This is a genomic window from Mycobacterium sp. NPDC003449 (assembly GCF_053588415.1).
In genome coordinates, this window is the sequence record NZ_JBSFPX010000064.1 from 1 (window position 1) to 14,301 (window position 14,301).

The 14,301-nt window shown below is 69.8% G+C and carries 16 protein-coding genes; 1 reads left to right on the plus strand and 15 read right to left on the minus strand.

The genetic code is table 11. From position 1 onward, the window contains the following. The 5 genes from ACWDTP_RS17595 to ACWDTP_RS17615 form a co-directional block, all read right to left on the minus strand. Nucleotides 1-1,281: aldehyde dehydrogenase family protein (locus ACWDTP_RS17595; RefSeq protein WP_450021955.1), on the minus strand; the 1,281-nt coding region annotated here is incomplete at its 3' end. Between the two features lie 124 nt (nucleotides 1,282-1,405). After that, nucleotides 1,406-2,578, minus strand: coding sequence for an iron-containing alcohol dehydrogenase family protein (locus ACWDTP_RS17600; protein ID WP_450021957.1), 1,173 nt, complete (start codon nucleotides 2,576-2,578; stop codon nucleotides 1,406-1,408). Between the two features lie 25 nt (nucleotides 2,579-2,603). Beyond that, on the minus strand, nucleotides 2,604-3,287 hold the full coding sequence (locus ACWDTP_RS17605; protein WP_450021959.1) for an RraA family protein: 684 nt from the start codon (nucleotides 3,285-3,287) through the stop codon (nucleotides 2,604-2,606). Between the two features lie 12 nt (nucleotides 3,288-3,299). Next, a complete protein-coding gene (locus ACWDTP_RS17610; RefSeq protein ID WP_450021960.1) occupies nucleotides 3,300-3,971 on the minus strand; it encodes a GntR family transcriptional regulator in 672 nt (223 codons plus the stop codon). 85 nt (nucleotides 3,972-4,056) lie between these two features. Beyond that, nucleotides 4,057-5,202 carry an Ldh family oxidoreductase gene (locus ACWDTP_RS17615; RefSeq protein WP_450021962.1) on the minus strand — a complete coding sequence of 382 codons (1,146 nt, stop codon included), beginning with the start codon at nucleotides 5,200-5,202 and terminating at the stop codon, nucleotides 4,057-4,059. A gap of 125 nt (nucleotides 5,203-5,327) precedes the next feature. Here ACWDTP_RS17615 and ACWDTP_RS17620 point away from each other — a divergent pair, with 125 nt between their 5' ends. Next, a complete protein-coding gene (locus ACWDTP_RS17620; protein ID WP_450021964.1) occupies nucleotides 5,328-6,713 on the plus strand; it encodes an MFS transporter in 1,386 nt (461 codons plus the stop codon). Here ACWDTP_RS17620 and ACWDTP_RS17625 read toward each other — a convergent pair. The 10 genes from ACWDTP_RS17625 to folE all read right to left on the minus strand — a co-directional run bounded on the left by ACWDTP_RS17625 (nucleotide 6,697) and on the right by folE (nucleotide 14,298). After that, nucleotides 6,697-7,515, minus strand: a complete 819-nt coding sequence (locus tag ACWDTP_RS17625) for a type III pantothenate kinase (protein ID WP_450021966.1) — start codon at nucleotides 7,513-7,515, stop codon at nucleotides 6,697-6,699. The genes ACWDTP_RS17620 and ACWDTP_RS17625 overlap by 17 nt on opposite strands. Beyond that, on the minus strand, nucleotides 7,515-7,922 hold the full coding sequence (gene panD, locus ACWDTP_RS17630; protein ID WP_450021968.1) for an aspartate 1-decarboxylase: 408 nt from the start codon (nucleotides 7,920-7,922) through the stop codon (nucleotides 7,515-7,517). The genes ACWDTP_RS17625 and panD overlap by 1 nt, the downstream gene beginning before the upstream one ends. Then, entirely contained in the window at nucleotides 7,922-8,866 is a 945-nt protein-coding gene (gene panC, locus ACWDTP_RS17635; protein WP_450021969.1) for a pantoate--beta-alanine ligase, read from the minus strand. Before panC ends, panD begins: the two co-directional genes overlap by 1 nt. Next, nucleotides 8,863-9,810 (minus strand): Rossmann-like and DUF2520 domain-containing protein, encoded by a 948-nt coding sequence (locus tag ACWDTP_RS17640; RefSeq protein WP_450021971.1) that lies wholly within the window; start codon nucleotides 9,808-9,810, stop codon nucleotides 8,863-8,865. The genes panC and ACWDTP_RS17640 overlap by 4 nt, the downstream gene beginning before the upstream one ends. Before the next feature lie 108 nt (nucleotides 9,811-9,918). After that, nucleotides 9,919-11,388: a DUF6779 domain-containing protein gene (locus ACWDTP_RS17645; RefSeq protein WP_450021973.1), complete on the minus strand. Its 1,470-nt coding sequence runs from the start codon at nucleotides 11,386-11,388 to the stop codon at nucleotides 9,919-9,921. Nucleotides 11,389-11,465: 77 nt separating this feature from the next. Further along, nucleotides 11,466-11,942: a DUF3180 domain-containing protein gene (locus tag ACWDTP_RS17650; protein WP_450021975.1), complete on the minus strand. Its 477-nt coding sequence runs from the start codon at nucleotides 11,940-11,942 to the stop codon at nucleotides 11,466-11,468. Next, entirely contained in the window at nucleotides 11,942-12,478 is a 537-nt protein-coding gene (gene folK / locus ACWDTP_RS17655; RefSeq protein ID WP_450021977.1) for a 2-amino-4-hydroxy-6-hydroxymethyldihydropteridine diphosphokinase, read from the minus strand. The genes ACWDTP_RS17650 and folK overlap by 1 nt, the downstream gene beginning before the upstream one ends. Then, on the minus strand, nucleotides 12,475-12,855 hold the full coding sequence (folB, locus tag ACWDTP_RS17660; RefSeq protein ID WP_450021979.1) for a dihydroneopterin aldolase: 381 nt from the start codon (nucleotides 12,853-12,855) through the stop codon (nucleotides 12,475-12,477). The genes folK and folB overlap by 4 nt, the downstream gene beginning before the upstream one ends. Beyond that, nucleotides 12,848-13,687, minus strand: a complete 840-nt coding sequence (gene folP / locus ACWDTP_RS17665; RefSeq protein WP_450022007.1) for a dihydropteroate synthase — start codon at nucleotides 13,685-13,687, stop codon at nucleotides 12,848-12,850. Before folP ends, folB begins: the two co-directional genes overlap by 8 nt. A gap of 8 nt (nucleotides 13,688-13,695) precedes the next feature. After that, complete coding sequence (gene folE / locus ACWDTP_RS17670; RefSeq protein WP_450022009.1) at nucleotides 13,696-14,298, minus strand: GTP cyclohydrolase I FolE; 603 nt, start codon at nucleotides 14,296-14,298, stop codon at nucleotides 13,696-13,698. Nucleotides 14,299-14,301 lie beyond the last annotated feature (3 nt).

The window sequence follows — 14,301 nt, forward strand, 5'->3', positions numbered from 1 at the left end:
TGGCACGTGCGGCTGGCTGGCGGTGCCGTGATTGACGTGGACCATCCCGACATCGAGCTGTTCGGTGTAGGCCAGCGCGGTCGCGAGGTCCCTGGTGAACACGGCTCCCGCCAACCCGTACTCACAATCGTTGGCGACCTCGACGGCTTCGCGGGCGTCGGCGACCCGAAGCACCGACAGCACCGGCCCGAAGACCTCCTCCCTGGCCACCGCCATGTCGGGCCGGACCCGGTCCAGCAAGGTCGGCGCCAGGTACCGACCCTCCGGGACCGCCGTCCGGGTGGTGGCCACGACCGCGCCCGCGGCCACGGCGCCGTCGATGTATCCGGCCACGCGGTCGCGCGCCGACTGCGACACCAGCGGCCCGACGTCCACCGGGTCGGTCCCGGGCCCGACGCTGAGCTGGTCGTAGGCGGTCGCGATGCGATCCGTCAGCTCGTCGGCGATCGATTCGTGGGCGATGACCCGGCTGATCGCGGTGCACCGTTGCCCGGTCGCCTGAATCGACGCGCTGACGATCTCGGGGACGGCGCGGTCGAGGTCGGCCCCGGCGTCGACGTATGCGGCGTTCTTCCCGCCGAGTTCGAGCTGAACCGGAACCAGGCGCTCGCCAGCGATCCTGGAGATCCGACGGCCGACGGCGGTGGAACCGGTGAAGGAGATCGCGTCGATTCCCGGGTGCTCGACGAGGGCGTCACCGATGTCGCCACCTCGGCCACAGACGACGTTGACCACCCCGTCGGGCAGTCCGGCCTTGGTCAGCAGGTCCGCCAGCAGCAGGGCGCTCAACGGAGACTGCTCGGCGGGTTTGACGACCACGGCGTCCCCGGCGGCAAGCGCGGGCGCGAGCTTGCGCATGGGCGCCACGATCGGGAAATTCCACGGGGTGATCGCGGCGACCGTGCCGACCGGCACCCGTGTGGTGTAGACCAGAGTGCCCGACCGCGTGCTCGGGAACGTCTGTCCGTCGATGCGGAGCGCCTCACCGCTCATGAAGCGAACCTCGGCGATCGACCGGTCGACTTCGCCGCGGCTCTCGGTGAGCAACTTGCCCATCTCGGCGGTTGCGGTGCCTGCCAGACGCTCCCGGTTGTCGGCGAGCAGCCCGGCCCATCGCATCAGGATGTCGGCGCGTTGTTGTGGCGCCATCGCGCTCCACGCCGGCCGCGCGGCCCGTGCCGCCGCGACCGCCGCGTCGACCTCGGCGGGCCCCGACAGCGGAACTTCGGCGGTCGTGTCCCCGGTGGCGGGGTCGGTGACCGGCTGCGTGCGTGCCACCATCACCCGGGCTCCGCCGATGCGGTTGCCTTCCTGTACGGCTGCGGATAGGGAATTGTGAACGGCCATAGCGGTATTGGCGGGCTGCCAGTCCTCTCTGGGATGCGGATCGGTCCGGGTGGGTGAGTCAGAGTGCTTGTTCGAGAAGCGCTGCGAGGTCGGCTCGGGATGCGGCGCGCGGGTTGGCGTCGACGTTGTCGCTCCGGAACGCCAGGTCGATGATCCGGTCGAAATCGCCTGGACTCACCCCGAATTGGGAAAGCCGGGCGTCCATGCCGATATCGGCGTAGATGGCTGCGAGCGCGGCCTCCAGATCCGGAGCGTTCGGGTCCAGCGCCGCACCGATCCGCGCGTACCGCTGCGGTTCGGCCATGGCGTTGAACCGGCACATCGGCGGCAACATCATCCCGACGGCAAGACCGTGCGGGATGTGGTGAGTGGCACCCATCGGTACCCCGAGCGCGTGCCCGAGACCCAGTCTGGTGGTGTTGGCCGCGAGTTCGGCGATGCAGCTGGCCGCGAGCATTCCGGCGCGGGCCTCCAGGTTGCCGGGTTGCGAATACGCCGCTCTGAGATTGGCCCCGATCAAGGTGATCGCCTGCAGCGCCATGCCTTCGGAGATCGGGTTGTTCCAGACGCTGCCGTAGGACTCGACGGCGTGGCTGAGCGCATCCAACCCGGTCGCGACGGTGAACTTCGGTGGCAGGCCGACGGTCAGCGCGGGGTCGAGTATCGCCCAACGCGGCATGATCTCCATCGACGCTATCGAGAGTTTCGCCCCCACACTGCAATCGGTGAGCACCGCGAACTTCGTGACTTCACTTCCGGGGCCGGCGGTGGTCGGGATCGCGACCACCTGCAGCGGCTTGCTACCCACCTTGTCGGGTCCGGTGAGTTCGGCCGCGCCGACCCCGTTGGTGGCCACCGCGGCGGCGGCTTTCGCGGCGTCCATGGCGCTGCCCCCGCCGAGGCCGATGACACTGTCGTGGGAGTTCTGGACGAGCAGCGCACCGATCCGGTCGACGATCTCGGTCGACGGGTCGGATTCCACCTCGGCGAACAACTCGTGTCTGACGCCCGCGTCCCTGAGCACATCGGCGACGCGGGCGGGAATGTCGGTGGCCGCCAGCCCACGGTCGGTGACGATCAACGGATGTCGCATGCCCGAGTCGCGGGCGATGTCCGGCAACTGGTCGATGGCGTCACGCCCGTAGACGATGGTCGTCGGCAGGCTGTAGGTCACCGGGCGGAGCGGGTCGCGGGCTCGCGCGGAAGGGGTGTTGACGTCGGTAACGGTCACGGAGTTCTCCTCGAACTGTTCGCAGTTATCGGGCGGGCGCGGCCTCGACCAGGGTCAGTGCCCGGTCGATCCAGCTGCGATCCCAGGTGCCTGCCGCGATGGCGGCGTGTTCGGCGTCTTCGGCGGCCCGCTTACGTTCGGCGGCCGCGATGATCTCGGGGCTGCGATCCCGGGGGATGACGGCGATGCCGTCGTCGTCCCCGACGATCAGGTCACCGTCGCCGATCACCACACCGCCGACCGAGATCGCCCCGCGCAGTTCTCCCGGACCGTCTTTGTACGGTCCGAGGTGTGACAGTCCGCGGGCGAACACCGGCGGTGCAGCTTCGTTGAGTTCGCCGCGGTCCCGAACGGCTCCGTCGACGACGATGCCGGCAAGTCCGCGAGTCGCGGCGTACCTGCCCATCAGTCCGCCAAGGATTGCCCGGTCGGTGGCGCCGCCGGCCGCGATCACCAGAACCTCTCCCGGACGGGCCAGATCGAGCGCCTTGTGGACCACGAGATTGTCCCCGGGCCGGGTGCGCACGGTGAACGCCGGCCCCGCCATCGCGGCACCCGCGGGCAGTCCGGAAATCGGCAGAATGCCCGGTGCGCCCGCCCACCGCCCGAACACGTCCGAGAACAGTGAGGTGGCCAGGCCGCGAAGACGGGTGAGTGTGTCGTCGTCGGGTAGTTCGGCGCTGGGGTGGATGCGGCATTCGACGGTCATCGGTGTCCTTTCCTAGGTCCAGTGATTGGTGTGTTTGAGCTGTTCGACCATGAGGTCTTCGCCGGTCTGCAGGTGCACGATCAGCGCCCGCTCGGCTCCGGCGAAATCGCCTGCGGCGATGGACTCCGCTATCGACGTGTGCTCGTCGAGAGTGGCGTCGGCGCGGCCCTCGGCGGAGGTGGTGAGGAAGTGCCTGCCGCGGTCGATCTGTTTCTCCAGCACGCCATACATCTGCCGGAGGCGTCCGTTGGTGCTGCAGGCGACGATGCGGGAATGGAATGCGTTGTCGCGTGAGAAGTAGTCGGCGTAGCGGTCCGCGGGTATCGGGTGCGAGTATTCGTCGAAGAAGTGCGCGAGTTCGGCGGTCACCTTCGGGTCGGGATCGTGGGCGAGTTCGCGCAGGGCCTCCGGTTCGAACAGGCGGCGAAGCTGAAACAGCTCGTGGACGTCATCCTCAGTGAACCGGCTGACCACCCAACCCCGTCCGCGCGGGGTGACCAGGCCGGTCCCTTCGAGCCGGTGCAACGCTTCGCGAACCGGGGTGCGGCTCACCCCGAGTTGTTCGGCGAGCGCCGTGTCGCGCAGCGCCTCCCCCGGTTTCAAGGTGCCGTTGATGATGGCGTTCTGGATCTGATCGAGCGTGACGTCGCTCAGCACGACGGTCGGAATTGCGCGGAGGTTCATGCGATGGCGTCCTTCCGTGCCGCGCGCTGCGCGGTGATTGGATTGATCGGGTCTCGACCATCGCAGACTACGAGCACGCTCTGCACTACCCGGCCGCTCCGACGTCGTCTCGCCGGGTCCGGGTGAACTCCAGGCGATCGGGCAGGTCGAGCTCGTCGGCCAACGCTTCGAGATCGGCGATGACCGCCCCCGGCAGCAGCAACCCATCGCGGTCGGCGGCGGCGCAGGCAGCGGTCTCAAGCTCCCCGGGAAGCAGCACGCGGTCGGCCCCCTGCGCGGTCGGGAGTCCGTGTATCTCGGCGACGAACTCCCGCACCCGTTCATCGAAGGCCTCGCGACTGCCGAAGCTGGTCGGATCGATGGCGAAGAAGACGTGCCCGACCTGTTGGGGGCGGTCCCACTGCTCGTACATGTCACCGATCCGCGGCCCGGTGACGCCGGAAAGCATGGTCCCGCACAGGAATTCGATACCCATCGCCAGCCCTGAACCTTTCGGCCCCGCGAAGGGCAGGACGGCTCCTTCCAGCGCGGCGACCGGGTCGGTGGTGGACCGGCCATCGGTGTCGACCGCCCACCCTTCCGGCACCCGGCCCTGTCCGGACCGTGCCATGGAGATGATCTTGCCGCGAGCGGCGTTGCTGGTCGCCATGTCCAGGACGATCGGCGGCCCATCCAACCGGGGGAACGCGTAACCCAGCGGGTTCGTGCCGACGGCGCGGGTCCGGCCACCGAAGTAGGCCATGACGGCAGGCCCGTTGGTCGCCGCGAGGCCGATGAGCCCGGCGTCGCCGATCCGTTCCAGGAAGTAGGCCAACGTTCCGCAGTGATTGCTGTTGACCACACCCACGACGCCGATGCCGTGCGTCCTTGCCACCTCCATGGCGCTATCGGTCGCGACGGCCGCGCCGACCTGCCCCGGCGCGTTTCGCGCATCGACGATCCGGGTGGCGCGGTCACCTCGCACCTGGGGGTCGGCATTCGGATCGACCAGGCCGGCCCTGGCGCGACGGCTGTAGATCCGGGTTCGGGTGACACCGTGACTGCGGACGCCGCGACGTTCGGCGTGCACCAGTGAGTCCGCGACCAGCTCCGCGCGGTCGCCGGGGTAACCCGAAGCGCGAAGCACCGCGGCGACCTGGCCGCGCAGCGACGTGGTGTCGACGTGACGATCGGGGCCGACGTCGGTCAGTGCCTCGATGTCATAGCTGCTCGCCACCTTCTTCGTCGCCACTGAGCGCTCCTTTCGACCGAGGCTTGACACGACTCGGTATATGTATACATATACTGTATCGAGAGATCCGAGGATGATCAACTTGGCCGTCCGGGATTCGCCCGCAGACGTCACAGGAGGTTGTGTTGAGTACCAGCCAAGCCACACCCGGTCCCGGAATCGCCGAGCTGACCGGTAATCCGCACGGCACGTCGAACCGCGGGAAGGCCGCCTTCGGCAGTGCCGCCGGCGCGGTGGTGGAGAACTTCGACTTCGTGGCCTACGGAACTGCGGCGGCACTGTATTTCGGACCCGTGTTCTTCCCGAACGAGGACCCGCTGGTCGGGACGCTGCTGTCATTCACCACATTCGCGCTCGGATTCCTGGTCCGTCCGCTCGGCGGGATGCTCGGCGGCTACTTCGCCGATCGCATCGGGCGACGGCCCGTGCTCATCGTCGCGCTGGTCGTCATGGGTCTCGCGACGGCGGCGATCGGCCTGCTGCCGACATACGCAACCGTGGGCGTTCTCGCCCCGATATTGCTCACCGCCTGCCGACTCATCCAAGGTCTCGCCTACGGCGCCGAGTGGGGCGGCGCGGTGCTCCTCGCCTACGAACACGCTCCGTGGAAACGCAAGGGTCTCTACACCGCGATCCCCCAGGCCGGCGTGCCGTTCGGCAACATGGCCGCCAGCCTGGTGTTCCTGGCCAGCGTCGCGCTGCCCGGCGATCTCGCCTGGCGAGTGCCGTTCCTGTCCAGCCTGGTGCTGGTACTGGTCGGGCTCTTCCTCCGGATGCGCGTCGAGGAGTCACCGGCCTTCACCGAAGCCAAGGCCACCGGAGCGGTGGAGCGCAATCCGATGATGTCGATGCTGCGCAACAACTGGCGAAACCTCATCCGGGCTCTGTTTCTCCGGGCCGCCGAGAACGCCGGGTACGCGCTCGGGATCACCTACATCAGCTCTTATATCGTCGAACGTGAACTCGGCGACCGGTCCACCGCCGTCATGGCCATCGCCATCGCGGCCGCCGTCGGGTGCGTGGCGGTCGTCCTCTGGGGCCACCTCTCGGACAAGATCGGCCGACGCACCATCTATCTGGCGGTCTCGCTGGGGATGTCGCTGTTCGCGATACCGATTTTCCTGATGTTGAACACCGGCATCGTGGGTGTCATCATCGTCGTCTTCCTGATCACGTTCTGCGTCGTCGAGAACGGCCTTGCTGCGGTTCAGGCTCCCTGGTTCTCCGAACTGTTCCCGGTCGCGGTTCGCGCGTCGGGCATCTCCATGGCCTATCAGTGCGCCGCCGTGATCGGCGGATTCACCCCGCTGGCCGCTGTCGCGCTGTACGGCGCCATGGGATGGATCGGCCCGGCGCTGCTCTACGCCGCGTTCGGGCTGCTCGGGTTCTTCTCGGCGCTCGCGACGCCGGAGACCTGGGGACCCGAGCGCCGCGCCGAGGTCGCGGCGCGGGTCGACGAGATCGACCGGGCCGGAACCGGTTCAGGCGATCCGATCAGCGCGCGGACTTGAGCCGGCCGCGCTGGCCGTCGCGATTGCGCTCGAACACCAGCCGCAGCCCGTCCAGGGTCAGATACCGGTCGAAATGCTGCACGGTGCGCAGGTCGGGCAGCAGCAGCGGCGCGGTGTGCCCGGTCGCCACCACGGCCACGTCGTCGTCACCGGCGAAGCCGTCGACGTCCTCGCGCACCCGGTTGACCAGACCGTCGACCAGCCCGGCGAAGCCGAACACCGCGCCGGCCTGCATGCACTCCACGGTGTTCTTGCCGATCACCGAACGCGGCCTGGTCAGCTCGACCCGGCGCAGCGCTGCCGAGCGCGCCGCGGCGGCGTCCGAGGACACCTGCACGCCGGGCGCGATCGCCCCGCCGAGGAACTCGCCCTTGGCCGAGACCACGTCGACGCAGATGGACGAGCCGAAATCGACCACGATCGATGCGGTTTCGTACTTGTGGTATGCCGCAAGGCAATTCACGATGCGGTCGGCGCCGACCTCTTTGGGATTGTCGACCAGCAGCGGGATGCCGGTGCGCACCCCCGGTTCGATCAGCACATGCGGCACGGCGGGCCAGTACTGTTCGAGCATCAGCCGGACCTCGTGCAGCACCGACGGAACCGTGGACAGTCCGGCCGCCCCGGTCAGCCGCTCCGAGTCATCCCCGATCAGGCCGTCGATGGTGAGGGCCAACTCGTCGGCGGTCACCTCGGATTCGGTCCGGATCCGCCACTGCTGCACCACCTTCGCGTGATCACCGGATCCGGAGACCAGACCGACCACGGTGTGGGTGTTACGGACGTCGATGGCGAGAAGCATTATCGCGGGGACATCAGTTCGGAGGCGTCCGCCGGCACAAACGCGGGATCGTCGCCGAGGTCGATCCGGCGGTTGTCGGCGTCGACGAACACCACCCGCGGCCGGCGGCTGCGCGCCTCGGCATCCTCCATCACGCCGTAGGCGATCAGGATGACCAGATCGCCGGGGTGAATGAGATGTGCTGCGGCACCGTTGATCCCGATGACGCCGCTACCACGCTCACCGGTGATCGCATAGGTCACCAGGCGGGCGCCGTTGTCGATGTCGACGATGGTCACCTGCTCCCCCTCGAGCAGGTCGGCGGCATCCATCAGGTCGGCGTCGATGGTCACCGAGCCGACGTAGTGCAGATCGGCCTGGGTCACCGTGGCCCGGTGGATCTTGGATTTCAGCATGGTGCGCTGCATCAGTTCCTCCATGGGAGTTCGTGGTTGGTGTCGGTGGCGACCCGGGGATGCCCGTCGATCCCGGTCGCCGCACCGATGTCGATCGCGATGTTGTCCAGCAGCCTGGTCTGCCCGAGGCGGGCCGCGATCAGCAGCCTGGCCTGCCCCTCCCGCGGCGCCCGGCCCAGCATCGGGTCGCGGACCTGCAGGTAGTCGACCTCGATCGCGGGCACCTCGTCGAGCACCGCCCGTGCCGCGTCGACCGCCGCATCCGCCCCGCCCGCCGCGGCGTACTTTCCGGCCAGCAGCGCCGCCGACAGTGCGCCGGCCTGTTCGCGCTCGTCGACGTCGAGGTAGCGGTTTCGCGACGACAGTGCCAGCCCGTCGGATTCGCGCACGATGGGCACACCGGTGATCCGCACGTCGACGTCGAGGTCGGCGACCATCTGGCGGATCAGCGCCAGTTGCTGGTAGTCCTTCTCCCCGAAGTAGGCCCGGTCGGGGCGCACGATCTGCAGCAGCTTGAGCACGACCGTCAGCACCCCGGCGAAATGTCCTGGGCGCGAAGCACCTTCGAGCTCGTCACCGAGCGGCCCCGGGTGCACCCGGGTGCGGGGACCGTCCGGGTACATATCGAACCCGGTCGGGGTGAACGCGATCTCGACCCCTTCGGCGCGCATCGCCGCCAGATCGTCGTCGAGTGTGCGCGGATAGGCGTCGAGGTCCTCGCCCGCCCCGAACTGCAGCGGGTTGACGAACACCGAGACCACGACGACCGCGCCGGGCACCCGTTTGGCCGCCCGGATCAGGGTGAGATGGCCCTCGTGCAGCGCGCCCATGGTCGGCACCAGGGTGATCCGGCGCCCGCTGGCCCGCAGTGCCCGGGTGACCGCGCCGACATCGGCGGGCGCCGAATAGACGTTGAGCTCGCCCGCGCTGAACTTCGGTGTCTTGGACGGGGTCATCGTTGACTCGTTTCCGCCAGCACCGCGAAGACGTCCTCGGATGCGTGTGCGCGTTGGGCAGTGCGCCGTGAATTGGCTCGATAGGACTGCGCGATGTCGGGGTCCAGCTCCTCCAGCGCGCGCAGATGCGCCGCGACGGCCGCCGCGTCACCCCGGGCGACCGGTCCGGTCAGCGCGGCCTGCCCGCGCTGTAGCGCGTTCTCCAGCGCGGCGCGGGCCAGCGGGGCCACCACCCGTTCGGCCAGCCCACCCGGTGCGTCGCCGACGAGTTCCTGGCCGAGCAGTTCCTGGCCGCGCAACGAGGACCGCAGCACGTCGACCGCATCCAGGACCATCGTGACCAGGTGGTTGCTGGTATGGGCCAGCGCCGCGTGGTACTGGGTCCTGGCGTCCTCGCGGACCCGGAACGGCTCACCGCCGATCTCCAGCACCAACGACTGGCCGATCGCATAGCCGACCTCGTCCGCCGCGGTGATGCCGAAGCAGGTGTCGGGCAGCCGGGCGATGTCCTCGTCCGATCCGGTGAAGGTCATGGCCGGGTGGATGGCTACCGGGATACAGCCCAGTTCAGCGAGTGGGCCCAGCACGCCGGTCCCGTTGGCGCCGGAGGTGTGCACCACGATGGTGCCCGGGCGCACCGCCTCGGTGGACGCCAGCCCGGTAACCAGGCCGTCGAGTTCGGCGTCGGGAACGGTCAGCAGGAGCAGTTCGGCCCGCTGCGCCACATCGGGGACCGGCAGGATCGGGGTGTCGGGTAGCCGGCGCTGGGCCCGCAGCCGTGACGGCTCGGAGATCGCGCTGCAGGCCACCACGACGTGCTCGGCCCGCTCGAGCGCATATCCGAGCGCGGTACCGACCCGGCCCGCGGAGATGATGCCGACGCTGAGACGCGCCGGACGCAGTCCGTCGGGAGGGCTCCACCCGCTCGCGGGGGACTGCTCCATTGCAGACGACCTCATTGGTTGACGTGGATTCATGCGTTCCGGTCCCGCTCTGCGGGTACCGGACGGTTGCCACTGAAATCTAACTCATCGGCCCCGATGGCGACTAACTCACTCGTCGCGGCGCCGGCGACGCCCGCCCGACGACGGGGTGCTCTGGAACCGCGCGAGCAGGTCGGCCGCCGACTGCCCGTCGGCGTGCTGTCCGCTGGGCTCTTCGAGTTCGTCGGCGCTGCGGTGGCGGGGCGCCGGGGCCGGCTGCGGCGGCTGGTTGGGTTCGGCGGCCAGCGCCGGGGCCGGTGCCCGGCCCGGGTCGGCCTCGGCGGGTGCCGAATGCCTGCCGCGGGGCGGTTCGGGTGCGGGTGCCGCGGTCATCGCGGGTGGGGCCTGCACCGGCTCGGGCTCGGGTTCGGGTGCCCGCCGCCGGCCGACGTATTCGGCCGCCGATCCGTTCTGGGCCGGGGCCACCCAGTTGCTGCCCGGTGTGCCTGCGGGGAGCCACTGCCCTTCGGCGGGGGCCGGCTGCCACCCGGCGGCGGCGGGCTGCTCGGGCTCGTTGCGCGGCTCCGCGGGCTCCGGGCGGGGCGGTGTCACATCGAGCGTGGGCGACGGTTCCAGTGGCGGCATGGTGGGGGCGGGCGGCGGCGGTGCCCACGCGGCGGCCGGAGTCGGCTCGGCCGAGGGTGGCGCCGACTCTGCCGCCGGGGGCGGGGCTGCGGCCGGAGCGGGCGGGGCGGGCGGGGCCGGCTCGGGCGTCGGGGGCCGGGGCTCGGCGGCGGGGCGGCGGGGTTTGACGGCCTCGGACGGCCGCGGCGGTTGCGGGGCCTGTGGTTGCGGGGCCTGCGGCGGTGGCGCCGGCGGTTGCGGGACCTGCGGCTCCTCGGGTCGCCTGCGCCTGCGGCGGGTCTGCTCGGCGGCCGGCTGGGGCTGCGGTCGCGGCTGGGACGGGAACCGGTGGGCACCCCCCGCCGGGCCCCATTCGGTCTCCGGCGGGTGCGGTTCGGCCGGGACGTCGATGATCGGGCTTTCCTCGGTGCGGACCGAGCGGATGTCGGTCACCTCGGACGGCGAGATATCCAGGCGGCTGGCGGTGACGCGGCCCGCCCGGCGCGCAGCGCGTTTATCGGTTTCGATCGCCGGGCGCTCGGCCAGATCGGTGTCGAACAGAATTTCGAGGTTGGTCCGCAGCGCCGACAGTTCGGCGCGCAGCGCAGCAACCTCGTCGGCGGCCTGGGCCCTTAGCTCGGACGCCAGCTCGCGACGCAGCTGCGACTCGACGGTCAGCTCGTACTCGCGGCGCGCCGAGATCTCCCGATCCAGCTGCAGGTCGTACACCAATTTCAGATCCCGCGCCTTGGCCTGGTCGAGATCGCTCTGGCGGCGGTAGATGACAGAGACGAAAGCCGCCACCACGGCGGCCCAAAGGGCCAGGATGACAGCTAATTTCAGCAACTCCGCACGGTCGGTGAACACCAATGCTGAACTCGCCAGAATCGCGAGTACCAGCAACACCGTTAAGAGCAGCCAGCCTGGCCTTCGGCCGCCACGCCGTGGCCGAGGCCCCCGGGGCGGAAAAGTCATGGGCCGACTGTACCCGCCACAGGTCACCTAGCGTGTCGACCGCCGCGGCGATTCGGCGACCCAGGTTGACCGATCTGTCACGGTGGGGCGGCGTCGCCGTTGTCCGGCGGTTCCTCCGGAGACTTGCAGCAATGCTGCAACCACAGCGCGGCAACCACAAGGGCGAGCGCGCTCAACGCGGCCACCACCACACCGGCGGTGTCCTCGCCGGCGACCCGGATGGTGGAACGCCTCGGCAGCAGGTACAACAGGACACCGATCCACCAGCCCGCCACCACCGCCCCCACCCAGGCCGAGGCCTTGGCGATCAGCACCGAACGCGCCACCGCGAGGGGATCCAGCCGGCCCGCACCGACACCGATCTCACCGTCGCCGATCTTGGCCCGCACGTAGAACGCCCAGCCCGTCTCGGCCAGGGCCACGGCCAGCAGGGACAGTCCGGTCCACACCGTGATCGGCGGGAACCACCGGTACAGCAGATTGACCAGCAGATAGCCGAGGACCGCGACGACGACGGCGGCAGCGGTCAGGTCACGTTTGCGGGTCGGGCCCATCAGTCGGTCGCTGGTTCGGTCCGCGGCTCGAGCACGAGGCCGGTGAGCCGGACCCCGGCCCGCTCGGCCGGGTCGATCTCGGCGAGCAGCCGGTGCACCGGGCGGGATTCGCCGACGACGGTCAACGCGGCGTCCGGGTCGACGTCCAGCCACGGAATCAGCACGAAGGCCCGCAGGTGGGCGAGCGGATGGGGCAGCGTCAGGCCGTCGTCGCGGGAGGTCACCTCGCCCCCGTCGGCGTGGCAGGTGATCAGGTCCACATCGAGGGTGCGCGGGCCCCACCGCTGACCGCGGACCCGGCCCTCGGCCTCCTCCAGCTCCTGACCGCGCCGCAGCCAACCGTGCCCGTCGAGGTCCGGATCGTCGGCGACCAGGACCGCATTCAGGAACGGCCCCTGCTCGACACCACCCCAGGCGTCGGTCTCGTACACCGGCGACACCGCCCGCACCGCGCGGCCCAGCCCGTCCAGCACGGACTGCAACCGTCGCTGCCGGTCACCGAGATTCGACCCGATCGAGAGAACGACTGAACTCACTTGGTGCCCTGCTCCCCGCGCCGCGACCGCCGTGCCACCACCGCCACATCGTCGAAGGTCAGCGGGATCGGCGCACTAGGTTTGTGCACGACCACCTCAACGGCGTGCAGCCGCGAGTCGGTCATGATGTCGTCGGCGATCTCGGCCGACACCGTCTCGATCAGGTTGCGCGGCGGGCCCGCGACGATGTCGGCGGCCCGCTGGGCCAGCGCCCCGTAGTCGAGGGTGTCGGCCAGCTCGTCGGTGGCCGCCGCGCCGCGCAGGTCCACCCAGACCGTGATGTCGACGACGAATTCCTGGCCGTCGACGCGCTCATGCTCGAACACACCGTGATTGCCACGAACCTTCAAGCCGCGCAACTCGATTCGATCAGCCAACCCGTCCTCCAGAATTCCACGCCGCCACCACCCGCAGCGCGTCGACCGTGGCCACCACATCGTGCACCCGTACTCCCCACGCGCCGTGCAGACCGGCGAGCGCCGAGATCACCGCTGTCGCGGTCTCCCGTCCGTCCGGTGCGCGCACGGCCCCGTCCGGACCGGCCAGCAGGGTCCCGAGGAAGCGTTTACGCGACGCCCCGACCAGGACCGGGATCCCGGTGCCGACCAACTCCGGAAGTGCGTGCAGCAGCGCCCAATTGTGTTCCCCGGTCTTGGCGAACCCCAGGCCGGGATCGATGATCAGCCGGCCGGGGTCCACCCCGGCAGCCACGGCGGCGTCCACCGCGGTGAGCAGTTCGGCCCGCACCTCGGCCACCACGTCCCGGTAGCCGGGGACGCCGTGCGGATGCTCGGCGGCCACCGAACGCCAATGCATCAGCACCCACGGCACCTTCGCCTCGGCCAGCAGCGGGGCCATGCCCGGATCGGCCAGACCCCCCGACACGTCGTTGACGATCCGGGCCCCGTTCTCCAGCGCTACCCTCGCCACGTCGGCGTGCATGGTGTCGATGCTGACGGTAATCCCTTGCGCGGCAAGATCTCTGATTACCGGCGCGATCCGAGCCGCCTCGATCTCCGGGTCGATGCGGGTGGCGCCGGGACGGGTTGACTCACCGCCGACGTCGATGATCGCGGCACCGGCGGCGGCCAGGGCCAGGCCATGCTCGACGGCGTGTTCGCGGTCGAGGAACAGGCCGCCGTCGGAGAAGGAGTCGTCGGTGACGTTGACGACCCCCATGACCTGTACGTCCGTCCCGTGCGGGGCCATCGGTGGCTTCACTTCCGCAGGATGAGTTCCAGCGCCTCGGCTCGAGATGCCTTGTCGGTCTTGAACTGTCCCCGCACCGCCGAGGTGGTGGTGATCGCGCCGGGTTTACGGACCCCGCGCATGGCCATGCACAGGTGCTCGGCCTCCACCACCACGATCGCACCGCGTGGGTCGAGCTTGCGCATCAGGGCATCGGCGATCTGGGCGGTCAGCCGTTCCTGAACCTGCGGCCGCTTGGAGTAGAGATCGACGAGCCGGGCGATCTTGGACAGGCCGGTCACCCGGCCGTCCACGCCGGGGATGTACCCGACATGGGCCACCCCGTGGAACGACACCAGGTGGTGCTCACACGTCGAGTACAGCGGAATCTCCTTGACCAGCACCAGTTCGTCGTGCTGCTCGTCGAAGGTGGTGTTGAGCACCGCGTCCGGGTCGGTGTAGAGCCCCGCCATCAGTTCCTTGTAGGCGCGCGCGACCCGGGCCGGGGTGTCGACCAGGCCCTGCCGGTCGGGATCCTCGCCGATCGCGATGAGCAGCTCCCGCACCGCGGCCTCGGCCCGCGGCTGGTCGAACACCCGGCCGACGGCGGTGTGGTTGTGATGTTCGCGCACCGA